21 protein-coding genes are annotated in these 24,162 nt (G+C 63.0%); 10 read left to right on the top strand and 11 right to left on the bottom strand.

Features of this window, described 5'->3' with window-relative positions; genetic code table 11:
* The first annotated feature begins 85 nt into the window (after window positions 1–85).
* Window positions 86–1,624, top strand: coding sequence for a class I SAM-dependent methyltransferase (locus tag OUZ30_RS16005; RefSeq protein ID WP_266183429.1), 1,539 nt, complete (start codon window positions 86–88; stop codon window positions 1,622–1,624).
* 48 nt (window positions 1,625–1,672) lie between these two features.
* On the opposite strand, the gene OUZ30_RS16010 is transcribed toward OUZ30_RS16005, so the two are convergent.
* Together OUZ30_RS16010 and OUZ30_RS16015 are read right to left on the bottom strand one after the other, a co-directional pair.
* Complete coding sequence (locus tag OUZ30_RS16010) at window positions 1,673–2,071, bottom strand: hypothetical protein (protein WP_266183430.1); 399 nt, start codon at window positions 2,069–2,071, stop codon at window positions 1,673–1,675.
* An 81-nt stretch (window positions 2,072–2,152) separates the two neighbouring features.
* Window positions 2,153–2,491 (bottom strand): hypothetical protein, encoded by a 339-nt coding sequence (locus OUZ30_RS16015; protein WP_266183431.1) that lies wholly within the window; start codon window positions 2,489–2,491, stop codon window positions 2,153–2,155.
* A gap of 155 nt (window positions 2,492–2,646) precedes the next feature.
* Between OUZ30_RS16015 and OUZ30_RS16020 the strand changes: the two genes are divergently transcribed.
* Window positions 2,647–3,927, top strand: a complete 1,281-nt coding sequence (locus tag OUZ30_RS16020; protein WP_266183432.1) for a glycosyltransferase — start codon at window positions 2,647–2,649, stop codon at window positions 3,925–3,927.
* Between the two features lie 69 nt (window positions 3,928–3,996).
* Here OUZ30_RS16020 and OUZ30_RS16025 read toward each other — a convergent pair whose 3' ends face one another.
* From OUZ30_RS16025 to OUZ30_RS16040, 4 genes are all read right to left on the bottom strand, one after another.
* Complete coding sequence (locus OUZ30_RS16025) at window positions 3,997–4,941, bottom strand: electron transfer flavoprotein subunit alpha/FixB family protein (RefSeq protein WP_266183433.1); 945 nt, start codon at window positions 4,939–4,941, stop codon at window positions 3,997–3,999.
* A gap of 19 nt (window positions 4,942–4,960) precedes the next feature.
* Window positions 4,961–5,707 (bottom strand): electron transfer flavoprotein subunit beta/FixA family protein, encoded by a 747-nt coding sequence (locus tag OUZ30_RS16030; protein ID WP_266183434.1) that lies wholly within the window; start codon window positions 5,705–5,707, stop codon window positions 4,961–4,963.
* Window positions 5,708–5,816: 109 nt separating this feature from the next.
* Entirely contained in the window at window positions 5,817–7,871 is a 2,055-nt protein-coding gene (locus tag OUZ30_RS16035; protein WP_266183435.1) for a glycosyltransferase, read from the bottom strand.
* Window positions 7,872–7,941: 70 nt separating this feature from the next.
* The gene (locus OUZ30_RS16040) at window positions 7,942–9,543 is read right to left on the bottom strand and encodes an electron transfer flavoprotein-ubiquinone oxidoreductase (RefSeq protein WP_266183436.1); all 1,602 of its coding nucleotides are present in this window, start codon (window positions 9,541–9,543) and stop codon (window positions 7,942–7,944) included.
* A 171-nt stretch (window positions 9,544–9,714) separates the two neighbouring features.
* Between OUZ30_RS16040 and OUZ30_RS16045 the strand changes: the two genes are divergently transcribed.
* Window positions 9,715–11,112 (top strand): amidase, encoded by a 1,398-nt coding sequence (locus tag OUZ30_RS16045; protein WP_266183437.1) that lies wholly within the window; start codon window positions 9,715–9,717, stop codon window positions 11,110–11,112.
* Between the two features lie 36 nt (window positions 11,113–11,148).
* Window positions 11,149–11,793, top strand: a complete 645-nt coding sequence (locus tag OUZ30_RS16050) for an alpha-ketoglutarate-dependent dioxygenase AlkB family protein (RefSeq protein ID WP_266183438.1) — start codon at window positions 11,149–11,151, stop codon at window positions 11,791–11,793.
* A 2-nt stretch (window positions 11,794–11,795) separates the two neighbouring features.
* On the opposite strand, the gene OUZ30_RS16055 is transcribed toward OUZ30_RS16050, so the two are convergent.
* Genes OUZ30_RS16055 through OUZ30_RS16070 form a run of 4 tightly spaced genes read right to left on the bottom strand, consistent with a single transcriptional unit; the run spans window position 11,796 to window position 15,313 of the window.
* Window positions 11,796–12,419: an ABC-type transport auxiliary lipoprotein family protein gene (locus OUZ30_RS16055; protein WP_266183439.1), complete on the bottom strand. Its 624-nt coding sequence runs from the start codon at window positions 12,417–12,419 to the stop codon at window positions 11,796–11,798.
* Window positions 12,416–13,354, bottom strand: a complete 939-nt coding sequence (locus OUZ30_RS16060; RefSeq protein ID WP_266183440.1) for an MlaD family protein — start codon at window positions 13,352–13,354, stop codon at window positions 12,416–12,418. The genes OUZ30_RS16055 and OUZ30_RS16060 overlap by 4 nt, the downstream gene beginning before the upstream one ends.
* 1 nt (window position 13,355) lies before the next feature.
* Entirely contained in the window at window positions 13,356–14,168 is an 813-nt protein-coding gene (locus OUZ30_RS16065) for an ABC transporter ATP-binding protein (RefSeq protein ID WP_266183441.1), read from the bottom strand.
* Window positions 14,165–15,313: an MlaE family ABC transporter permease gene (locus OUZ30_RS16070; protein ID WP_266183442.1), complete on the bottom strand. Its 1,149-nt coding sequence runs from the start codon at window positions 15,311–15,313 to the stop codon at window positions 14,165–14,167. Before OUZ30_RS16070 ends, OUZ30_RS16065 begins: the two co-directional genes overlap by 4 nt.
* A gap of 193 nt (window positions 15,314–15,506) precedes the next feature.
* On the opposite strand from OUZ30_RS16070, the gene cysD reads away from it, so the two are divergent.
* The 6 genes from cysD to OUZ30_RS16100 all read left to right on the top strand — a co-directional run bounded on the left by cysD (window position 15,507) and on the right by OUZ30_RS16100 (window position 22,699).
* Window positions 15,507–16,409 (top strand): sulfate adenylyltransferase subunit CysD, encoded by a 903-nt coding sequence (gene cysD, locus OUZ30_RS16075; RefSeq protein WP_425601526.1) that lies wholly within the window; start codon window positions 15,507–15,509, stop codon window positions 16,407–16,409.
* Window positions 16,409–18,295, top strand: coding sequence for an adenylyl-sulfate kinase (cysC, locus tag OUZ30_RS16080; protein WP_266183443.1), 1,887 nt, complete (start codon window positions 16,409–16,411; stop codon window positions 18,293–18,295). The genes cysD and cysC overlap by 1 nt, the downstream gene beginning before the upstream one ends.
* A 134-nt stretch (window positions 18,296–18,429) precedes the next feature.
* Window positions 18,430–19,530 (top strand): glycine cleavage system aminomethyltransferase GcvT, encoded by a 1,101-nt coding sequence (gcvT, locus tag OUZ30_RS16085; protein ID WP_266183444.1) that lies wholly within the window; start codon window positions 18,430–18,432, stop codon window positions 19,528–19,530.
* Window positions 19,531–19,626: 96 nt separating this feature from the next.
* A complete protein-coding gene (gcvH, locus tag OUZ30_RS16090; protein ID WP_266183445.1) occupies window positions 19,627–20,022 on the top strand; it encodes a glycine cleavage system protein GcvH in 396 nt (131 codons plus the stop codon).
* Between the two features lie 726 nt (window positions 20,023–20,748).
* Window positions 20,749–21,318 carry a met regulon transcriptional regulator MetJ gene (gene metJ / locus OUZ30_RS16095; protein WP_266183446.1) on the top strand — a complete coding sequence of 190 codons (570 nt, stop codon included), beginning with the start codon at window positions 20,749–20,751 and terminating at the stop codon, window positions 21,316–21,318.
* 337 nt (window positions 21,319–21,655) lie between these two features.
* Window positions 21,656–22,699: an energy transducer TonB gene (locus OUZ30_RS16100; protein ID WP_266183447.1), complete on the top strand. Its 1,044-nt coding sequence runs from the start codon at window positions 21,656–21,658 to the stop codon at window positions 22,697–22,699.
* A 107-nt stretch (window positions 22,700–22,806) separates the two neighbouring features.
* On the opposite strand, the gene OUZ30_RS16105 is transcribed toward OUZ30_RS16100, so the two are convergent.
* Window positions 22,807–24,120, bottom strand: a complete 1,314-nt coding sequence (locus tag OUZ30_RS16105; protein ID WP_266183448.1) for a serine hydrolase domain-containing protein — start codon at window positions 24,118–24,120, stop codon at window positions 22,807–22,809.
* Between the last annotated feature and the right edge of the window lie 42 nt (window positions 24,121–24,162).

The following is a 24,162-nucleotide window of genomic DNA, read 5'->3' on the forward strand; positions in this document are numbered from 1 at the left end:
CTACCCGTGTGCTGAGCAGCCGCGGGAGCTCGTTCAGCGGAAAGAAATGATCTTCTTTTCTACCGATTCAAGAATGAGGGAGCCTATGCGCTCATCTTTTGTACTTGAAGAAGAGGCGCCCGTTCGACTTGTCGAAAAGGCATCAGTGCCGAATCGATGGACCGAATTCGCGCATTTCTCGCAGCGCGAGCGTGGCCTCGTGTTGCTGTCCGAAGAGAGTCTTCACCTGCCAGCCCTGACGGTTCCACGCGAACCGGTGCTATGGATGCGTTGTCTGCGCGGGCTCCCCGAAATCAGCAAGCACGGTATCAGTGTCGAGATTTGGTGCAGATTCGACGGCGGCGAGGCGCGCTTGCTGGTCAAGCAGCACCTGATGAACGATGAGCCCGCCGCGAGCGCATGGGAAATGCTCGTCGATCTGCCGTTGGCCGCAGGTCAGATGGTGGAGTTGGAATTACGCTGCGAAGGAGGAAAAAGGGGATTCTTTCATCGCGCTGACCGGCTGGGTTTGCTTGGACTTGTGGTCTGTGCACGCGAGGACCTTCCCCTGACGCGTGCCCGCTCACACCACGCTTGGCGGCTAAAGAACGAGATCGCACATTTCCAGAATGTCTATAGCGGTGACTTCTACAAGGACCGCCATCGGGACCGTGGGGCCGACCTGCCTTTGATGCAGCCGATCCGGCCTTTACCGCCGTCTAAGCCGGCGCAGGAGGCTGTTCTCGGGCTGCGTGATGCACTGGCAAGCCGGCTGAGCAGCATACTGGCGCAGCCTGGCGAGAATGCCTTCAATTACGCCATGCGTGTGCTCGGTACCGTGATTCCTGCTCAGGCGCCGGATTTTCCAGGGCGCTTGCAAGCCTTGGCCGGGAAGCGAGCGGGAGGCCGCTTGAGAATGCTTGCCCTATGCGCAGGCGAGGCCGCCGTGGAGGGCCAGATACTGGCGGCGGCTGCGGTCCCCGTGGAGCTTTGTATTGTCGATGTTAACGCCGAGTTGCTTGAGCGGGCAGCCCTGCAAATGCCGTCGGGCGTGATAGTCGACCGAGTGCTGGGAGACGCAAACGACATCGGGCCACAGCTTGGCCATTTCGATGTCATCTGCATCACGTCCGGGCTGCATCATCTGGTGGAACTGGAAAAGGTGCTGAGCGCCATAGCGATGTCGCTGACGCAGGATGGCGAGTTCTGGTTGATCGGAGAGCAGGTGGGGCGGAATGGCAATCGCTTGTGGCCTGAGGCGCTGGACCTGGCCAACCAGATATTTGCGACTTGGCCGGCAGAAAAGCGTATCAATCGCCATACCGGCGTACGGGACGAGGTTATTCCCGATACGGATTTTTCAGCGAGTTGTTTCGAGGGCATTCGTAGCGAGGATATTACCGACCAGCTCGCCCGGTATTTTCTCCCCGTCAATTGCTATTTGCGCAATGCTTTCCTGTGGCGCCTGGTAGATGTTTCCTACGCGGCAAACTTCGACCTTGAGAATGCCGATGACCGCGCCCTGATTATCCAGGCAGTAGTGGAAGAGGCGATCCTGTGGGCGCAGGGTAGTCGAGGTACCGAGATGCACGCAGTCTACCGTAGCAAGTGGGCCGGGCTTTCCGGCATGGTGAATTCGCCCTAGGGCGCGCTCAGCGGACCGGGCGCGCCCGGTCTGTTCCGCCAGCGCAACTCATTGCTTGCAGGGAGCGCTTCCGATGCGCACCTTAGCCAAGGTTTTCTCTCCGCTCGCGTCCGTCATGCTGATGATGGTTCCTGGAAGCATCCAGGGGCCGCTTTGCATCGTTCCTTTCCAGCCCTGCTCGGTCCAGAGCTCTGGAGTCGACGTGTCGGCCCGGCGATCGCGGATCCAGAATCGGACTCGCCCGTCGGTTGCATAAGTAGCATCCCATTGCAGAGTGATGCTGACGGGCTGCGTATGGGCTCCGCAATTGGGCACCGCCGATGGCGAAATGGACATGTGAGGGGACTTATGACAACCGCTCAGCGCGACAACCGCGATCGACACGATGACGGCGAGGAGCCGTGGGCCGTGTTTGCGAACTGTCGCGAGTGCATTCTGTTTGTTCATTGGTAAGTCCGGAGTCCGTCGAAGATCCATGCATCATGTACGGCGAGAAATGTTTTGCGTTGGCGGTCGATGCAAATGCCGTCAACGCAATGGGGTATCGTTGTCGGGACCCATCAGCAGGGATGAAGAGCAAGCCTGGCTGCTTGTCATACCATGCTGGGCCAATGAGCCAAAGCCACTGCCTGATGATATGCGATTGAAGTCGCTGTGACGTTGTGCGCGATGATGCAGCGCTCCAGGTTGTGCATCTAGGGTTCTAGCGGCGCCGGAAGCGCGGCCGATAAGCTCGATGAAGATGGGCTCAAGATCGTCTAAGGAAATGAGTAAGGTCGGTTCTGGCCGCTTCAGAAGCGCATTCTCCCGCTCGGTCATTGCCATACCAGGCCCTTGCGAGCGCGCCGAAGCGGCGTCCAGATGCATTAAGCAGGTCCTCGGGCATGCCCTGGACAGGTCCTCAGCTGGAAGGCGTAGGAGGAGCGGAAAGCGGCATGCTTTTGGTGAGGATTGATCCTTGTGGTCCGCCACGCCAAGATGCCGACTGTCCTGCTCCGGGTAGACGCTTCAAGGCATTCTTAGTGCGCATACTTCTCATCGCATATGGTTTTCCACCGCTGGCTTCGCCGCAGGCAATACGCTGGTATTACCTGACGCGCGAACTCGTCAAGCTTGGCGTTGATGTTCATGTACTGGCGCCGGATTTGCCCAGCGCGGGCCGCTCCGCGCTGGAGCTTCCCGCTGGTGTCGTTGTGCATCGATGCCATGCCGGTGGCTTCGCCGCATGGGTGGCGCAACTGAAACGGCCCAGAGCTGCCGCGTCCGCTCCGTCTTCCTCCGCTAGCGTTCCCGCCAAAAGAGGGCTCAACTGGAAGGGGCGGCTATACCAGAAGCTTGATGCATTGATTGGCTTGTGGACTTACTCGGACAACCGTGGCCAATGGCGGAAGTTCGCACTCGGCGAGGCCCGGCGGGTCATCGAAGCCATTCAGCCCGATGCCATCGTCAGCTCGCACGAACCGCCCGTTTCCCTCGAGGTCGGCCTGCAATGCGGGCGCGGACGCGTATGGTTGGCTGATCTCGGGGATCCCGTATTGGCGCCCTATACGCCCAAACGCTGGCATCGGCGCGCCTGGGCGCTGGAGGAGAGCGTATGCGATTCGGCAGCGGCCGTGAGCGTCACCACTGAGGCGACGCGCAAGTTGCTGATCGAGCGGCATGGGGCCGCTCCTGACAAGATTCTCGTGCTGCCGCAGGGCTACGATGACGCTTTGCCCATTGAGTTCAGCGCGGCCCCACCGATTAATCGCCAGCAACCGTTGCAGCTGTTGTATACGGGCCGCTTCTACGCTTTTCGGGACCCGACGGCATTGCTGGAGGCCGTGCTGGAGCAGGATGATGTTCAGCTTACGATCGTCGCTCCGGAAATAAGTGCGGATCACCTTGCCTTGATCGAGCGCAGCCAGGGGCGGATCGTTTTTCTAGGCGAACAGCCTCATGCGCGCGCGCTGGCGCTGCAGCAGGCGTGCGATGTGCTGGTGAATATTGGCAATGCCCTGGACGCGCAGACGCCGGGGAAGCTGTTCGAATATCTGGGCAGCGGCAAGCCCGTGCTGCACTGCTATTCGGTCGAAGACGATCCGGCCAACGCGTTGATCGCGCAGACCGGACGGGGTTGGTCCTGCCGTAATCGAAGTGCCGACTTGCGCGCATTTCTGCAGGTGCTGACGGAGTCGCCGGAGCGTTGCTATGGCGAGTTGTCGAACGACGTAGCACGCATCGCCGCTTACGGCTGGTCCCGTCTTGCGCAGCGTTGGCTGGATCGATGCCGGCTCGAGGTGACGCGTGCCCGGGCAGGCTGAGTCGATCAGGAGGTTTGGCAAGGTGCCCGCGATCAAGATGTGAGCGCAGGCACCGGCCAATGCCCCGGTTTATCCCAGCGCCTGCTCGAGTTCCGGGATCAGTTTGAAGAGATCACCCACCAGGCCGATATCCGCGATCTCAAAGATTGGCGCTTCGCCGTCCTTGTTGATCGCCACGATCGTGCCGGCGTCCTTGATGCCAGTCAGATGCTGGATGGCTCCGGAGATGCCGATGGCCATGTAGAGCTCCGGCGCGATGATCTTGCCAGTCTGGCCGACTTGCAGCTCATTGGGTACATAGCCGGCGTCCACGGCGGCGCGCGATGCTCCGACGGCGGCGCCAATTTTGTCGGCAAATTTATAGATGATCTCGAAGTTTTCCTTCGAGCCGACGCCACGACCGCCAGAAACCACCTTGCTGGCGCTCTGCAGGTCCGGACGGTCGCTCTTGCCCTGGCGCAACTCCACGAAGCGGGTGTGTGCAGGCAGGGACACATCGATGGACATCGCTTCTACGGGAGCCGCGTTGGCACCGATATTGGCGGCGGGCCATGACGCCGTGCGGATGGTGGCGACGACGGTGGTGTCGCCATCCGCCTCGACGGTAACGATGGCGTTGCCGGCGTACATCGGGCGCTTGAACGTGTGGCTGGATTCCACGCTCATCACGTCGCTGACCTGGGCCACGCCGAGCAGCGCCGCAACGCGCGGGGCGACATCCTTGCCGAACGTAGTGGACGGCGCGAACACGTGGCTGTAGCCAGCGGCGACCTTGGCGATCTGCGGCGCCAGTACGGCTGCCAGTGGATGCGCATTCTCGGCCCGGGCGATGGTCAGTACGCGACTGACGCCTTCGATCTTCGCTGCCTCGGCGGCGATGGGCTCGACTTGATCAGCCAGCACCAACACGTCGATGGTCTCCGGCTTGACGGCCACGGCAGCACTCACGGCGCGCGCGGTGGAAGGGTTCAGCTTGCCGCCCAGATGTTCGGCGATGACGAGAATTTTGCTCATGATCTGTCTCCCGGGCTGCTTAAAGCAGACCTTTCTGCTTCAGCGCTGCGACCAGTTCGGCCGCGTCCTTGACCATCACGCCCTTGCTGCGTTTGGCCGGCGCGGCGTAATGCGTGGTCTTCAGATGGGCGTTGCTCTCGACGCCCAAGGAACCAAGTTCGACCAGGTCGATCGGCTTGGACTTGGCCTTCATGATGTCCGGCAACTTGATGAAGCGTGGCTCGTTGAGGCGCAGATCGGTGGTGATGACCGCGGGCAGCTCTGCTTCGATCACCTCCAGGCCGGCATCGACTTCGCGCGTTACCGTGGCTTTGCCATCGGCGATCTCGACCTTGCTGGCGAACGTCGCCTGCGGGCGATCCCACAACGCAGCCAGCATCTGGCCGGTCTGGTTGGCGTCATCGTCGATGGCTTGCTTACCAAGAATGACGAGGCCGGGCTGTTCCTTCTCGACCAGCTTCTGAAACACTCGCGCAGCCGTCAGCGGTTGCACGGCATCCGCCGTCAGCACGTGGATCGCACGATTGGCACCCATGGCCAGGCCGTTGCGCAGGTGTGCGGTCAGGTCCGCCGGGCCAATGCCAACCACCACCACCTCTTCCGCGACACCTTTTTCGCGAAGGCGCAGTGCCTCTTCCAGCGCGATGTCGTCAAACGGATTGGCGGAAAGCTTGACGCCATCGGTGATCACGCCGGTGCCATCGGGCTTGACCTGGATGCGCACGTTGTAGTCCACAACGCGCTTGTAGCCAACGAGAATCTTCATCTGCGGGTCCTTCAACGGTAAGGTCGTCTTCGGGGAACTGGGGTCGTCTATATTACCCGTATTCAAACGGGCGTATGAAGCAAGTGGAATATGCCGTCGACGGCGGATCTCAATCGAGGACGCGCTGCAGGGTCAGGCGCGCCGCCTCGAACGAAAAGTATTTCCGGACGTTGTCGAGTCCCGCATCCGAAAGGCGATACCACAAGGCCTCGTCGTCATAAAGCCGCAGGATGGCCGCTGCGAACGCATCGGCATCATCGGCCAGCAAAATGTCGACGCCGTCGACGAACATCATGCCTTCAGCCGCCACCGACGTGCCCACGACAGGCAAGCCATGGCTCATGGCCATATTCACCTTGCCTTTCACGCCCGCACCATAGCGCAGCGGCGCGAGTGCAATGCGACATCCATTCATCCACGGCGTAAGCTCGGGGACGCGGCCGTGGATCAGGACGCCATCGCTCGCGTAGCGTTTCTGCGCCGCTTCGGGCATGTCGCCAATGACATGGAGCTGGATTAGCGGATTTTGCTGGCGGACCCGTGGGAATACCTCCGTCACCAACCAGTGCACAGCGTCCTCGTTGGGCGGATGTCCAAAGCCACCTACGAAGACGAGGTCACGCCGTTCCGCAAAGCCCGCCGCCCGCCCATAAAGCTCGTGCACGTTGGACAGCAACTCCACGCGGGCATGCGTCATCTGTTCCGCCAGAAGTGCTTGCTCGATCGGGCTGACCACAAAGGTGACGTCGCTGGCTTCAATGAGCGAGAGCTCACGCTGTCGCGACAGTTTCGCCTGGCGGCTAAGTGCGGCGTTGCCCGTGTGTTCGGCGGCGCGCTGCTCGCGGAGAAAATGCAGATCGACGGTGTCGAACAACAGCTTTGCGTTAGGCGCAAATTGGCGTGCCAGTGCCATGTGAGGGTCGGCGACGTAATGGCGGCAAAACATGATGGCATCGAGGGATGAGCCCTCGCGCTTGAGCCAGGTGGCCAGCGATGGTGCCCACGGCCTGCAAAGCGTCTGTACACCAAGCTTTCCCAGCAAGGCGATCTCATCGGTACTGGCCCGGCCGTTGTCCGGCATGAAGCTGATCCGCCATCCCATGTCGATGATCAGCTTCATGATGTTGATCAGGCGCAGTGAGCCTGAGTCACGGGTGGGGTCGGGTGCCAAGGCATCCACGATGAGCAGGTGGCGCCAGGCTGCATGATGCAATGCACGTTCGACGGGAGTCTTGGGCGCGGGATGCCGCTGCAGCTGGCCCCGCCACTTCTCGACAAACTTTGCGCGGTTGGTGATCTGGTACTGCTTGACGCCTACGAAGGGGTCCACGCCAGAACTCACGCCTTCGCAATGAATCACCAGGCTGGCCGGCTGGTAGATCACCCGTCGTCCCGCTGCGCGCACCGCAAAGGCCAAGTCCATGTCTTCGCAATAGGCGGGCGAATAACGCGGGTCGAAGCCGCCCACGCTGGCGAACAGCCTGGCATCAATCATCAGGGCGGCACCGGACACGTAATCCGCATCGCGCCGGTACAGCAGGCGTGGGTCGTCGCGGTCTTCAAAGCGCCCGTAGTTCCAGGCTTCGCCATTGGCATAGACGATGGCGCCGGCTTCCTGCAGGCGGCCGTCCGGATAGGCAAGCCGGCTGCCGGCGATGCCGCAGCGGGCGTCGTCGAAACACGCGAGTAGTTCGTCCAGCCAGCCCGGCGTGACCTGGGTGTCGTTATTGAGGAACAACAGATACTCGCCGCGAGCCATGGCTGCACCCGCGTTGCAGCTGCCCCCAAAGCCCAGGTTGCGCGGATTCCGCAGCAGGCGCAGGTTTTCGATCTGTTGCAGCGGCGACACGTCCTCGTCAGATGCAGCATCGTCAACGACGATGACTTCGAAGGGCGCCTGTGCACCATGTCGGGCGATCGAGCGCAGGCAGGCCAATGTATACGGGAGCTTGCCGTAAGTCGGAATGATCACCGATACACGTGGTGTGACGGCGTTCGGCAAGGCAAACGGCGAAAACGGCGCGTCCAATGCTTCCAGTTGCCACGCAGCCTCCTGCGCGGGGCGTCGCCGGAACTCCTGTGCAATGCGGGATACCGTGCTGCGTACACCGCGCTGCGCCATGCTGTTGGCAGCGCGCTGCAGTAGATAGTGCAGGCGCCTCAAGCGCCAATGCATCGTGCTGATCAGGGTGAAATCCTCAATTCATCGTGTAGGAATGCGGACAGGGCATGCCTCACAGATTCTGGTAATTCGGCCCCGAACCACCTTCCGGCGTCACCCAGGTAATGATCTCGTACGGGTCCTTGATGTCACAGGTCTTGCAGTGCACACAGTTGGCGGCATTGATCTGCAGGCGCTTGCCGGCTTCATCGTCGACGATCTCATAGACGCCAGCGGGACAGAAGCGGGTGCAGGGGTTGCCGTATTCCACCGCGCATTTCGTCACGCACACCGAGGTATCGGCCACGTGCAGGTGGATCGGTTGGTCCTCGTCGTGTTCCGTGGCAGCGAAATACACGCCGGCGAGGCGATCGCGCGGCGCCAGTTCGCGCTGAACGTAGTCGCGCTTGGGTTCCTCGCACTCGCCGAGTTTGTGCAGTGAGGACCAGTCCGCCTTGTTCTTGAGCGTCCACGGCGACGCGCCGCCGGTCGCGGTTTCCCATGCCGCGTTGAGCATGCCGAACCACAGGCCCTTCTTGAATGCGGGCTTGATGTTGCGCACCTGCTTCAGTTCGGCCATCACGTCAGAGCTGCGCAGCTTGGCGTCGAATCCGGCGGGATTGAGATCGTTCGCGGCCAGGTGCTCGGCAGCGAGCATGCCGCTCTTGATGGCCTGATGCGTGCCCTTGATCTTGGGTACGTTGAGCAGGCCGGCGGTGTCGCCGATCAGCAAGGCGCCAGGCATTTCCAGCTTCGGTAGCGACTGATAGCCGCCGGTGACGATGGCGCGTGCGCCTGCCGAAAGAATGGTGCCACCTTCCAGCAGCGCTTTCACCGACGGGTGGTTCTTCCACTGCTGGAACGCTTCCCACGGCTGGTAGTTGGGGTCGGTGTAGTCGAGGCCGCTGACGTAGCCGAGCGCGACCCGATCCTTGTCCAGGTGATACAGGAAGCTGCCGCCATAGGTGTGGCTGTCGGCCGGCCAGCCGAAGCTGTGCACGATCTTGCCGGGCACGACGCGCCCCGCGGGAAGCTGCCACAGCTCCTTGATGCCGATGGAGTAACCTTGCGGGTCACTGTCCTGGTCCAGCTTGAAGCGCTTGATCAGCTGCTTGGTCAGGCTGCCACGCGCACCTTCGGCGAGCACGGTGACCTTGGCCTTGATGTCGATGCCCTCGGTGTAACCGGGCTTGTGTGAACCGTCCTTGGCCACGCCCATATCGCCGATGCGTACGCCGGCGACGGAGCCATCGTCGTTGTAGATGTTGTCGGCAGCGGCGAAACCGGGGAACACGTCCACGCCCAGCGCTTCGGCCTGAGGCGCCATCCAGGCGCACATCGCGCCAAGCGACACGATGAAGTTGCCGTGGTTGTTCATGCCCGGCGGCACCGGCAGCTTGCGCGCGCCGGTCTTGCTGAGCAGCCAGAACTCGTCCTCGCCGGCCGCTACGCAGATGGGCGGCGGATTGTCGCGCCAGCCTGGCAGCAGTGCGTCCAGCGGCTGCGGTTCGATCACCGCGCCCGAGAGGATTTGCGCGCCGATGGTCGAAGCTTTCTCGATCACACACACGCTGATTTCGGGCTTGAGCTGCTTCAGGCGAATGGCGAACGAGAGGCCTGAGGGGCCCGCGCCGACGACGATGACGTCGTATTCCATTGTTTCGCGTTCGCTCATGGCGGGCTCCCTCTGGCTAGTGCGGCACGGAACCGTTCCGTGGCGTACGGAGCGGGCAATCCGTCATTGTCCGGGTTCGGGCCGTGCCGGGCAACGGCGCGGGTCAGATCCTTGCAAACCCTTCATCAATGAAGGGGATAATCCACTGCAGCCAGCGCCAAGGACGAGACCATGAGTCAACAGCCCCCGATCAGCGATCTCGACCTTCGTCGGGCCACCATGTGCCAGCTCTTGCATTGGCTGGCCGCGGAGCGCGTGCAGCCCCAGGCGCTGGCCGAGGTCTATCAGGAGGCCATCGAGCGGATCAATCCCCAGCTCAACGCTTATGTCAGCCTGAGTCCAGCGATGCTGCAAGAGCAGGCCCTGGCAGCCCAGCATCGTCGACGCGACGGGGTCATCGGCAGGCTCGACGGCCTCCCGGTGGCGCTCAAGGACAATTTCGACATCGCGGGGTGGCCCACCCACGCCGGGCTGATTGGTCGCTTGAAGCCGGTGACGGAGGATGCGCACGTGGTGGCGCGGCTGCGCGCTTCCGGCGCGCTCTTGATCGGCAAGACCAATATGGATGAAGGGGCGCTGGGGGCGGTCACTGACAACCCTCATTATGGGCCAACGCATAACCCTCATCGTCACGGCTATACCGCTGGCGGCTCATCGGGTGGTGCGGCGGCGGCGGTGGCTGCTGGGTTGGCGGTGGCCGCCCTGGGTTCGGACAGCCTTGGCTCGATCCGTATCCCGGCCAGCTATTGCGGCGTGTACGCGATCAAGCCGACCCATGGTGAAATTTCCGCGCGCGGCGTCGTGCCGGCAGCGCGGCGGCTGGACACGGTAGGCTTGATCGCGCGCAGCGCCGACGACCTCACCGTGCTGCTACAGGTGCTGGCTGGCTATGACGCCGACGACGCACGCTCGCGTCGCCGCCGCGTGGCGCTTTCGCCGCCGGACTGGGAGCCGGGCAACCTGCGCGCGGGCCTGTTGCCGAATCTGGCCGGGCTCGGCGTGCAGCCCGAAGTGATCGAAGTATTCGAAGCGGCGCTGGCGAAATGGCCGCGGGAGCTGGGCGAGCGCCGGACCGTCGATTTCTCCGACTGGGATTTCGCGCGTACCCGGCGCGCAGGCTTGCTGTTGATGGAGGCAGAGATGCTCGGCACCTTTGCCGACGATCTTGCCGACACCGACCATCGCGTGTCCGAACATTTTCGACGCCTGCTGGGCTATGCCGCTGCCAAGACCGCGGCGGATTACGCCGCTGCCGATCGCGTGCTGGATGCGGCCACACTCAAGATGCGTCGACTGTTCGCCCAGATCGACGTACTCGTCATGCCCACCACACCGCAGGGCGCGTTCCCGTTGGATGGTCCGGTGCCGGATTCCCAGGCCGACCTCACCAGTTTCGCCAGCCTGGCCGGCTGCCCCGCGGTGAGCATTCCGATGGGCTACCTGCCCAACGGCATGCCAATCGGCTTGCAGCTGGTGGGTGCTCGCGGGTCCGATCTGCGCCTGCTGGAACTGGCTTCGGTGTGCGCCTCCACGCTCGATGTCGAGCCCGCGTATCCGGCCATTGTCTGACCGGTGAGCTGGGTGGGACTGTAGGGAGATGTTTGGGTGAGTCTGTTCGATGAATCGTCCTCTCGTAGCTGGCAGCGATTGCCGCTGCCGGGTGCCGAACTGTCATTGTGGTCACCGTGGCTGGCGTCGGCCGAAGCGGACGAGCTGTTCGCCGACCTTCTGGCCACCATTGCCTGGGAGATCCATCGGATTCGCATCTACGGTCGCGAGGTCGAGTCGCCTCGATTGAGTTGCTGGATCGGCGACCCGGACGCCACCTACGTCTATTCGCGCACGCGCTTTGAACCTCACCCATGGACTCCAGCGCTGACGGCCTTGCGTGCCCGTGTGGAAGAAGCCTGTGCGACACGCTTCAACAGCGTGCTGGCGAACCTCTACCGTAACGGTCAGGACTCGATGGGCTGGCACAGCGACAACGAGCCGGAGTTGGGCGCGCAGCCGGTGATTGCATCATTGAGCCTGGGAGCGGAACGCCGGTTCCGCCTGCGTGCCAAACGCGGCGAAGGCAAGCGCCAGGTGCATGTGGTCGAACTGGGACACGGCAGTTTGCTGCGCATGGCCGGGGACACGCAGCATCTTTATGTACACGATCTGCCCAAGACGACGAGCGCGGTAGGGCCGCGGATCAACCTCACCTTTCGGCAGGTGGCTGCGAAAGCGGCGTTTGCGGCTCTGCGCTGAGGCTAGTTGGCGGTGGACCGATGGCGTGCGGGTTGCTGCAGCGTCCATGACACCAGCTGCGCGGCCAGGGCATCGCTGGCCTGTCCAAAGGCGGTCACCACTTGCGGCACGGCCGAGCCGTTCACGGGTTGGGTGACCTCGAAGCGGTGCGTGGCGACGATGCGTAGGCCGGCGTTGCTGATCAGCCGGGCGTCGAAGCGGATGACCACCACAGGATGGTCGCCCTGATACTCGGTCTGAAACGCGCGCATGTCGCCGGTAAGAATGTAGTCGGCCTGCAGGCTGGATTCGTCGCTGCTGAGGGCTGCAATGCGTCCATCGTCTTTAAAGGCATCGATCAGGCGATTGCGCAGCAAGGTCGTCGCCGGGTCGCTCCATCGGGCGCCCCGGTATACCGTGATCACGTCGCCCTGCGGCAATACTGCGATGCGCGCGCTATCGATCATGCGCCCGCCTTGCGGCGTATCGACGCGCAAGGACCAGTTGACGGGCTGCGCATCGGCGTGCGGCAGCGGCGTACTCGGCAAGCGATAGGTTTCCTGCGGTTCCGGCTTGGGGAAGATCGAGCAGGCGCCAAGCAGCATGGTGGCCGTCAACACCGGCAGGAAGCGGACGAAAAGCCTCATGGCACAAACTCCTTGCTACGGTCACGGCCTAGCAGAAAGCGAGCCGGGTTGTCGTCCAGGCGGCTCGAGATGCCGCGCATCGTGCCGGCCGCATCGCGCAGCTCGCGAATCGCCGGGCCAAGCTCGCTAAGGCCTTGCAAGCCGCCGTTGACGGCGGCGCGGTTGTCGTTGAGCAACTGGTCGATGGTGGCGGAGGAGCTCTGTAGCGAGGCCATCGTCTTCTGCGCGCTGTCCAGGGTGGCACGTGCCTGGTTGTCGACCAGGCCGTTCGCATTGCGTACCAGTTGATCCGTCTGCGCCAGCGTCGCGTTGACCTGTTTGCTCGCCTGGGCCAGCTGCTGCACCAGTTGGCGAATATCGTCGCGCTGGTCGGCGAAGGCGCCGGTCACCCTGTCGACGTGCTCGAGCGTCTGATTGATGTGCTCGATGTTCTTTGGTGACAACAGTTCGGTGGCGCGGTCGACGACTTCGTTGATGCTGACCAGCAGGTCTCCGCCGCCGGCGCGCAGGCGGGCAAGCGGCGAGGGATCGGCCACGATCACCGGCAGGTTACCATTGCTCCCCACCAGCGGAGGGCTCCCCGGCGAACCGCCGCTGAGCTGGATGATCGACAGCCCGGTAACGCCGGTCAGCGCCATCACGGCACGGGTGTCCTGGTGCATCGGGGTGTCCGCGCCAAGGCGGACTCGTGCAAGCACCTTGCGTGGGTCCGCGGGGTCGAGCCTGAGCTGGGTGACTTCGCCGACGCGGATGCCGTTCATTTCCACGGCGCTGCCTTGGGAGAGGCCGGTCACCGCCTCCTGGAAGACGATCTGCACCTGGGTGAACTGGCGGTCGGAGCTGGACCTGGCCAGCCATAGTGCGAACAGCAGGGCCGCGGCCACCACGATTACCGTGAACAGGCCGATGAGTACGTGATGGGCTCGCGTTTCCATATCACTTCACCTCGTGCGAGAGCTCGGCGGCACGCGCGTCTTCGGCGGCGCGGCCACGCGGACCGTGAAAATAGGCTTGCACCCAGGCGTCGTCGGTTTTCGCCACTACGTCGATGGGGCCAATCACCAAGACCTTTTTCTGCGACAACACGGCGACGCGATCGCAGGTGGTGTAAAGCGTGTCGAGGTCATGCGTGACCAGGAACACGGTGAGCCCCAGCGCGTCGCGCAGGGTCAGGATCAGCTGGTCGAAAGCGGCTGCGCTGATCGGGTCCAAACCGGCGGTGGGTTCATCCAGGAACAGGATTTCCGGATCGAGCGAGAGCGAGCGCGCCAGCGCCGCGCGCTTCACCATGCCGCCTGACAGCTCCGATGGATACTTCGTTTCGGTGCCGGCCGGCAGGCCCGCCAGGGCGAGTTTGACCCCAGCCAGTTGCTGGGCATCGGGGCGCCCGAGGCCGGCATGCTCGATCAGCGGCATGGCCACGTTCTCGACAACATTGAGTGAGGAGAACAGCGCGCCGTTCTGAAACAGCACGCCGAAACGACGCTCGACCAGCGAACGTCGTTCGGGCGACAGGCTCAGCAGATCCTCGCCAAACACTTGCACCTGTCCCGAGGTGGGGCGAAGCAGACCCACGATGCTGCGCAGCAAGACCGACTTGCCGGTGCCGGAGCCGCCGACCACGCCAAGAATCTCGCCGCGACGAACATCCAGGTCCAGATGCTCGTGCACGGTCTGCGAGCCGAAGCGGTTGACCAGGTTACGCACCTGGATCACGTCGTCCTGCGCCCTGGCGGTCACCGCGCTCACCAGCCCATCTCCATATAGAACAGCGCGGCGATGGCATCGATGAGAATCACCACGAAGATGCACTGCACCACGCTCGAGGTGGTGTGTTCGCCCACGGATTCGGCGCTGCCGGCGACCTTGAAACCTTCGAGGCAGCCGATCACCCCGATCAGGAAGGCGAATACAGGCGCCTTGGCGATACCTACCAGGAAATGCTCGACGCCGATATTGGTCTTGACCACGTTGATGAACATGATCGGCGAGATATCCAGGATCAGCGCGCAGACCACGCCGCCGCCAATAATGCCGGCCATCGTGGCCAGGAAGGCGAGCATGGGTAGCGATATCAGCAGCGCGAGCACTCGCGGCAACACCAGCAACTCCATCGGATCCAGGCCCAGCGCACGAATCGCGTCAATCTCTTCGTTCGCCTTCATCGAGCCGATCTGCGCCGTGAAGGCGCTGGCGGTGCGGCCGGCCATCAGGATCGCGGTAAGCAAGACGCCGAATTCGCGCATGAAGGAAAACGCCACCAGGTTGACGGTATAAATGGTCGCGCCGAAGTCGGCCAAAATGGTGGAGCCGAGGAAGGCCACCACGGCGCCCACCATGAAGGTGAGCAGGACGATGATGGGTACGGCATCCAGGCCGGTCTGCTCGATATGCGCCGCCAGCGAGGTGACCCGCCAGCGGCGTGGTCGCGCTATGGTCTGGGCCAGCGTCTGCAAGGTAAGCCCGATGAAGCCCAATAGCGCAAGCTGCTGTCGCCAGACTGCCTCCATTGCGGCGCCGATGCGCGCGAGCAGGTCGGTGATGGCGTTGCCTTGATGCGTCTTTCGGCTCGGCTCGCGGTAGCCGGCCAGCGCCGTCCCCACGGTCTGCAACAGGGCGCGGCGGGCCGCCGACATTCCCGGTGCCTCCTGCGCCAGGTCGCCCAGGCGGGTGGCGCCCAACAGGCCGACCAGCAAGGAAGCGCCAGCGGTATCCAGCGATCCGAGCTGGCCCAGGTCGATGGTGGTGTCGCCGCTCAACGGCGTCTTGATCAGGCCGACGGCCCGCTCGAGATCAGCGTAATGGGCCAACGTCCAGTCACCCGCAACACGCAGGCAGGGGGGCGTAGCAGTGGCATCGAGTTGTGCGCTTCCCGTCGCCATCGATGTGCTCATGCGGCCGATCTTAAGCGAGTGTTGCGCCAGGGAGGTGACGAAAAGATCACGCCGATCGGGACGGATCGTCCTGGCGTGTTTTCCTGCTGTCTGCGACGGCCAACCGCGTTCCTTCAGGTGACTTTCGTTAGATTTCCACGGATGATCTGCCGCTACCCCGGGGCGATCAAGCCAGAGGCCAGTGAAGCAATCTATGTCCCCTATGTCCTACCTGGATGCACTTGAGGCCGAGAGCATCCATATTTTTCGAGAGACGGCGGCTGCTTTCGAGCGCCCGGTCATGCTCTATTCCATCGGCAAGGACTCCTCCGTGCTGCTGCATCTGCTGCGCAAGGCGTTCTATCCTGCGCGCCCGCCGATGCCGCTGCTGCATGTCGACACGACCTGGAAGTTCCGCGAGATGATCGCCTTTCGCGACCAGGTGGCGGCGGCAGGTGATGTCGAAGTTCTGGTGCACATCAATGAAGATGGCGTGCGCCAGGGCATTTCGCCGCTGGTCCACGGCTCGGCGGTGCACACCGATGTCATGAAGACGGTTGGCCTGAAGCAGGCGCTGGACAAATACCGCTTCGACGCCGCCATTGGCGGTGCGCGGCGCGACGAGGAGAAGTCGCGCGCCAAGGAGCGCGTGTTCTCCTTCCGCAATGCCCAGCATCGCTGGGACCCGAAAAACCAGCGCCCGGAGTTCTGGCACACGTACAACACGCAGATCCACAAGGGCGAAAGTGTCCGTGTGTTTCCGTTGTCCAACTGGACCGAGATGGACGTGTGGCACTACATCCGCCGGGAGGGCATTCCGGTGGTGCCGCTGTATTTCGCCAAGCCGAGGCCGGTAGTGGAGCGCGACGGCGCGCTGATCATGATCGACGACGACCGTTTCACCCTGCGCGAGGGTGAGGCGGTAGCCATGCGCGAAGTGCGCTTTCGCACGCTGGGCTGCTACCCGCTGACCGGCGCGGTGGCATCCAGCGCCGACACCCTGGACAAGATCATTGACGAGATGGCGACGTCGCGCAGCTCCGAACGCCAGGGGCGCGTGATCGACCACGACGCCAGCGCGTCCATGGAGCGCAAGAAGCAGGAGGGTTATTTCTGATGACAACGATGGAAATCACCCCGGCCGCGCAGGACACGACCAACTTGCTGCGCTTCATCACCTGCGGCAGCGTCGATGACGGCAAGAGCACGCTGCTCGGCCGCCTGCTGTACGACGCGGGCATGTTGCCGGAGGACCAGGTCGCCGCGCTGATCCGTGACAGCCGCAAGCTGCACGCCGATGCGCCTGATCAGCTGGACTTTTCCCTGCTCACCGACGGTCTCGATGCTGAGCGTCAGCAGGGCATCACCATCGATGTGGCTTACCGCTATTTCCATACGCAGCGGCGCAGCTTCATCGTGGCCGACTGCCCGGGGCACGAGCAGTACACGCGCAACATGGCCACCGGCGCCTCGAATGCCGAGCTGGCGGTGGTGCTGGTGGATGCGCGCAAGGGATTGCTGCCGCAGACGCGGCGGCATACCTATATCTGCGCGTTGATGGGTATCCGTCAGGTCGTTTTGGCGGTGAACAAGATGGATCTGATCGACTACCGGGATGATGTCTACGCCGCCATCGCGAACGAATACCGCGAACTGGCCGCGCATCTGGGTATCACCACCGTACATTGCCTGCCCGTGGTCGCCCCGAGTGGCGAAAACGTCGGCCAGCGTTCCACGCGCATGCCCTGGTACCGAGGTCCCTGCCTGCTGGAGTTGCTGGAGTCGGCCGATACGACGGCCACGCAAGCGGCCGACTTCCGCATGCCGGTCCAGTGGGTGAACCGGCCGGATGCCTCATTCCGCGGTTATGCCGGCACGATCTGTGGAGGCCGTGTGGCGGTGGGCAGTGAGATCGTCGTGCAGCCGGCCATGCGGCGGGCACGCATCGAACGCATCGTCACGGCCGATGGCGACCTTGGGGAGGCGATGGCTGGGCAGGCGGTGACGCTGACCCTGGATCGCGAGGTCGATGTGAGTCGCGGCGATGTGATTGCCGATGCCACGCGGCCGGCCCCGGTGGCGGACCAGTTCGCCGCGCACCTGTTATGGATGGGTGATGAGCCATTGCTGCCCAATCGCGCTTACTGGCTGAAGATGGGTTCCCGTACCGTCAATGCGCGGGTTACCACGATCAAGCACAAGGTCGACGTGAATACCCAGGCCGAGCTGGCCGCGCGTCGGCTCGACCTCAACGAGGTCGGCTACTGCAATATCGACCTGGACCACGCCATACCCTTTGAGACCTATGCGGACAACCGCACGCTCGGTGGCTTCATCCTGATCGATCGCCAGACGCATGCCACGGTCGGCTGCGGCATGCTCGACTTCGCCTTGCGCCGCGCTGCCAATGTGCACTGGCAGCACACCGACCTCAATAAGGATGTCCGTAGCGCCAGCAAGGGGCAGCAGTCGCGCTGCCTGTGGTTCACCGGCCTGTCGGGCGCGGGCAAGTCCACCGTGGCCAACCTGGTCGAGCGCCGTCTGCACGCACTCGGCTACCACACCTATATGTTGGACGGTGACAACCTGCGCCACGGCCTCAACAAGGATCTTGGCTTCACGGCAGAGGCGCGAGTGGAAAACGTGCGGCGTGTGGCCGAGGTAGCCCATCTGATGGTCGATGCCGGCCTGATCGTGCTGGTCTGTGTGATTTCGCCGTTCCAGAGCGAACGTCGGTTCGCCCGCAGCCTGTTCGACGGCGGCGAGTTCCTCGAGGTCTTCGTGGACACCACTTTGGAGGAGTGCGAGCGGCGCGATTCGAAGGGCTTGTACCGCAAGGCCCGTGCCGGCGAGATCATCAACTTCACCGGTATCGACTCACCCTACGAGGCGCCCGAACAGGCGGAGTTGCATCTGCGCACCGCCGGCTTGCGCCCCGAACAGCTGGCCGAGCAGGTGGTGGAGCAGTTGCTCGCGGGGTTGGGGCCGCATCACTCGCGCTAAATGCACGGGTGCGTAGAGTACGGCGTTGCACGACGCGGTCATCGATACGGCGACGCACGGTAAGCCGGCGTCGCTCGGCTTGGAATGCCTTGTTCGCGCGGCGATAATGTTGTTTTCCCCAGAGCACGACTGCGATGACCGAGAAGACCGTACTTAATGACACCCATCGCGCGCTCGGAGCGCGTATGGTCGATTTCGGTGGCTGGGACATGCCGATCAACTACGGCTCGCAGATCGAGGAGCACCACGTCGTGCGTCGCGATGCCGGCATGTTCGACGTCTCGCATATGACCGTGGTCGACCTGCATGGCCCGCGCACGCGGGACTTCCTGCGTCACCTGCTGGCCAACAGCGTCGACAAGCTGAAGGTCCATGGCAAGGCGCTGTATTCGTGCATGCTCAACCCGCAGGGCGGCGTCATCGACGACCTCATCGTGTATTTCCTGGGTGAAGAATTCTTCCGCCTGGTGGTCAATGCGGCCACCCGCGAGAAGGACCTGGCCTGGATTGAACAGCAGGCCAAGGCCTTCGATGTGCAGGTGAAGGAGCGTCCGGACTTCGCCATGATCGCCGTGCAGGGTCCCAACGCCCGCGCCAAGACCATCGGCCTGCTGGCCGAGATCGACCACCAGCGTATCGGCAAGCTGGGCAAGTTCGCCGCCGCCGCTGCGCAGGGGCCGCATGGCATGCCGCTGTTCGTCGCCCGTACCGGTTACACCGGTGAAGATGGTTTCGAGATCATCGTGCCGCAAGAGCATGCCGTGGCCTTGTGGCAGGCGCTGGTCGCCGCCGGCGTCGCGCCGGCCGGCCTCGGTGCCCGTGACACGCTGCGCCTGGAAGCCGGCATGAATCTTTACGGGCAGGACATGGACGAGACCGTGTCGCCGTGGGAGGCCAACCTCGGCTGGACCATCGCGCTAGACGAGGGGCGTGACTTCATCGGCCGCAAGGCGCTCGAGGCGCAGAAGGCCGAGGGTGTGAAGCGCGTGATGGTCGGCCTGGTGCTCGACGACAAGGGTGTGCTGCGTCATGGCCAGCCCGTGCTCACGGCAAACGGTGCGGGCGAGATCCTCTCCGGCAGTTTCGCGCCGACGCTCAACAAGGCAGTCGCCTTTGCACGCATTCCGGCGGGCGAGGCGGGCGACGTGCGCGTGGATATCCGTGGACGCGAGGTGCCGGTGCGGCTGGTGAAGTACCCGTTCGTTCGCGACGGCAAGCCCTGCGAAGGCATTTGATCTCGACGGCAACATCACGAGCGGTGTTGCCACAAGAATGAAGCGGCTAGAATTGCCGCTCCATCCCCGACCCAATATCAACGACTGGATTCGATCATGAGCGAGATTCCCGGCGATCTGAAATTCCTCAAGTCCCACGAATGGGCCCGCGTCGAAGACGACGGCCTGGTTCGCGTGGGTATTTCCGACCATGCCCAGGGCCAGCTCGGTGACCTGGTGTACGTGGAGTTGCCGGAGATCGGCGCCAGCGTGCAGGCCGGCCACGGCGTGGCCGTGGTCGAGTCGGTCAAGGCCGCCTCGGACATCTACAGCCCGGTGTCCGGCGAGATCGTGGCGGTCAACGAAGGCCTCAACGACAAGCCCGAGACGATCAACGAAGACGCCTTCGGTGACGGCTGGATTTTCCTGGTTCGCGCCAGCGACCGGGCCGAGCTGGACGAGTTGCTCGACGCCGACGCCTATGCCGAACTGATCGAGAACGAAGACCACTAAGTCCTCGTTCGCCGCTTCACCCGACGCCGGCCGCCACCAAGCGGCCGGCGTCTTTTTAAGCGGCGGGCATCCGTGATCCTCATCAACAGGCACTGACTTTGCCGGCTGCCACCGCATCGACTGCATGATGAGTTCGCGAGGAATGCACACGTCGGCAGCGAACCCCTGCAAGCCCGCGATGGGGTCATGTCGGCAGCTCGAGGGGCGGCAGTTTGGTGGCCGCAAAAGTTACCGACGGCTATGCCGATAGATGTCCATGAGGCAGATCAGGGAGGGGTTCGCAGGAGCGTGCAGGGTCCCGATGAAGGGCCTTCGCGACCGATTCGGTGTCCGATGGAGGGGCGCGCGGGCTTCTTCCCGGGGTGGGCGATCGGACGATTTCAGTCGTGTTCTGTTCATTCTTTAGCCCCCTCATTTGGCTTGCAACTTACCCTGTGTATTCACTGGGATACGTGCTAAGTCAGCATGTCGGCGTCATGTTGCGGTGTAGCATAAAACGCCTTGTTTTAAGCGGTTTTATTACATTAACGCGTTATATGGGTGTATTTAAATTTAGCGGTATGGACGTCCGATACTAAATACCCTTCGACCCCCCTCAGGCCTTATCCGGTGGGGGTTTGGACCCTCCCGGGGGTGGATGAAACGAATTGATTTCGTAGCTAAAATCAATTGACAGTTGAAATCTTCAGGAATAGCTTTCGCAACGGAACACGGAGAACGGGTGCTATGGCAACTTCGAAATTCATACCGCCTTATATCGAGCATGGAGAAAAGGCCAGCGCAGTACGCAAGATCACGGTCTCGATCCCACTGCACGTTCTAAGGCCCCTTTCTGACGAACGCACCCGTCGTCAGGTGAACAATCTTCGGCACGCCACCAATAGCGATCTGCTTGTGGAGGCGTTCCTACATGCTTTTACTGGGCAACCACTGCCAACTGATGAGGAGCTGAGACGAACTATGGCCACTGCCAAGAAAGCCGCTGCAAAGAAGCCGGCCGCCAAGAAGGCGACCAAGAAGACCGCCGTGAAGAAGGCCGCCGCCAAGAAGCCGGTTGCCCGTAAGCCGGTCGCCAAGAAGGCTGCCGCCAAGAAGGTCGCCAAGAAAGCTGTCGCCAAGAAGCGTCCGGCGGCCGCCAAGAAGGCTGCCGTGAAGAAGGTCGCTGTCAAGAAGGTCGCGAAGAAGGTTGCCAAGAAGGCCGCCAAGAGGACCGTGAAGAAGGCTGCCGCCGCCAAGGTGGTAAAGGCTACCAAGACCACCAAGACCACCAAGACCACCAAGGTCGCGAAGAAGTAAGTATCAACTTACATAACTAGCTTCACCGACTTTTCTCCCCGCGGTGCCCAGCGCGGGGAGAGTCTTCGAAAGCGCGATTCGTCCCGGCCCATGCCGGGACGCTTCGTTTCCGGGGTACGAAAAATTCGTAGGCGACCTCGGATATCGCCACGATGACGCGGCCGTGACATACCGGCCCGATCCTGGCCTGTGCGACGTGACGCTACGCACGATTTGCCGTGGTGCCACATTACGGTTACCTTTCGTACATCCGCGCCGCGAGAGCCTGGGGAGGTTCCCGCTCCTGGATTCACAGGGGGAAAAAGCGCGGGTATCTGATGACACTCAGTGAGAGACCATGGATACCCGAAATACACGTCATGCGCGTCGCCGTGCGCGCGGGGCCGTTCGCCCAGCCGCCATCGCCATTGTTGCCGTCGTCGCCGTGCTTGCGGCAGCATCTTGGTTCCTTATCATCAAGCCGCACCAAGACCTGGCCGACACTGACGCGGGCGCGCATCCGTCGACACCGGTGGTGGCGGGTCATGAAGCGCCTCCGCCGCCAGCCAACGTGGCGGCCATGAGTACCAATCAGCTGCTGTCCGAAGCCCGCAAGGCGGTGAACGAGCAGCGCCTGCTGGCGCCCGCCGGCAACAACGCCTTCGAGTTCTATCTCAAGGTGCTCGAGAAGCAGCCGGGTAACCAGGTCGCATCGGATGCACTCCGTGAGACCTTCCCGGTCGGTTCCAGCGTCGCCGAACAGGCGATCAACCAGCGCGACTTCACTGAGGCCCAGCGGCAGATCGATCTGCTCGCCAAGGCCGATCCGGCGAACTACACGCTGACGATCCTGCGTTCGAAGCTGGATGCTCAGCGCAAGCTGCAGGATCGCGAACAACAGATGGCATCGGACAAGGAGAAGCAGGCACAGCTGGCTGCCCAGAAGGCCGTGTCCGACAAGGCCGAGGCCGATCGCCAGGTGGCCGAGGCGCAGCAGAAGGCGCTCGCCGAACAGCAGCAGAAGGCTGCGCAAGCACGCCTCGCTCAGCAACAGCAGGCACCGTCCGAGTCGGCGCGCCAGTCGCAGGCGAGCACGGCGGCAGCGGCGAGCGAAGGCTCCAGTGCAGGCGGCTCACATGGCGCGGTGCTGATGAGAAATGTCAGTCCGCGTTATCCGGCGACGGCGATGCGATCCAACCAGGAGGGCTGGGTGGAGCTGACTTTCACCGTCACGCCGGAAGGCAACGTGGATGATGTGAAGGTGGTCGATGCGGAGCCGCGTCACGTATTCGATCGCGCAGCGGTCGAAGCAGTGACCCGTTGGAAGTACCAGCCGGCGACCCAGAATGGCGCACCGGTGGCCTCGCAGGACAAGCGACGCATCGTCTTCAAGCTCAACTGATCAGTAGCGGGCGGCACGGGCGTGCGACCCGTACGAACGAAAGAGGCGCTGCATGGGTCCATGCAGCGCCTCTTTGCTTCCAGGGCTGGGGTGATCCGCAGGATGGATCAGCGGCTCGTGGCGTGACCGCTCGCCGCGGTCTTGGTCTTGTTGCGTGTCTTGCCTTTGGAGGTTGCGGCCGCCTTGGCAGGCGCATCGCTGTCGAGGCCAGCCCAATCGACATGCGGCAAGCCAAGCAGGCCATCCAGGACCTCGGGCATCAGGCCCGAGGGGACAGGGCCAGCGGAATTCCACAGCGTCACCACGCCGACGTGGTATTTCGGGAAGAAGCCGATCATGGTGCGATAGCCCTCGACCGCCCCGGCATGGAAGACCAGGGTTTCGCCACCGTATTCGAACACGCGCCAGCCGAGGGCGTAACTCGCGTCGCTCAGGCGTGCGCGTCGCCATGGCGTGGAGCGCAATTCGACCGGGGTGGCGACTTCCGGCGAGTGCAGCGTTTCCAGTAGTTGAGGGGGCAGCACGTCGGGGCGGCCGCCCATCTGTGCAATCAGCCACTGCTCCATGTCACGCAGGCTCGCGTTTACGCCGGCGGCCGGCGCCACGCGGTAATAGGCTTCCTTCGGTTCGAAGGGTGTCCAGCCGCCGCCGCTGGGGCGATGCGGGCGCGCCCAACTCTTGCTCGCCTCCAATGCTTCGCGGCCATAACTCGCGGTCTTCATGCCCAGCGGGAAAAAAATGCGCTTGTCGACCTGGCGGTTGAAGAAGTCACCGGTCTGCGCGTAGATCACGTCGCCGATCAGGCTGAAGGCAACGTTTTGGTAGCCATAGCATTGGCCCACGCCGCAGGTGAGGTCGACCTCGTCGAGCTTACGCACCAGTTCCTCGTAGGGGATGTTCTCCTCGAGCATGGTGTCGTAGGTGTTCTTGGGCAGGCCCACGCGCTGGCCGAGAATGTCGCGCACGGTCGCCTGCTGCTGCGCCGAGTCGTCCTTGAGTTTGAAGAACGGCAATACGCTGGCCAACTTGGTATCCCAATCCAGCTTGCCTTCATTCACCAGCACGCCGGTCAGTGCGGTGGCGAATGCCTTGGACAGCGATGCCAGGCGAAACACGGTTTCCGGCGTCACCGGCTCGCGCGTGGCCGCATTGGCGTAGCCAATCGTGTCCTCGAACACGACCTTGTCGCCCACGACGACGGCCGTCGCTAGGCCCGCCACCGAATTGCGCTCATCTAGTTTCTGCAGCCACTGCTGATAGGCGTCCAGCGTTTCCTTGATGCGATCGGCGGGCAGGGCGGGCGTCTGCGCGGAGGCGCCGGCAGGCTGTGCCGCAGGGGGATCGATAGGACTGGCGAGCGCCGGCGCGCTGTCCAGGCACAGCGCCGCGGCGATCAAGAGGGGAATCGTGCGTAACGTCATACTACTCGAACGCTTTGGTGGAGCCTGCTGGGCGCCGTTGGA

The sequence above is a fragment of the Dyella humicola genome, from assembly GCF_026283945.1.
GTDB classification, from domain to species: Bacteria; Pseudomonadota; Gammaproteobacteria; order Xanthomonadales; family Rhodanobacteraceae; genus Dyella; species Dyella humicola.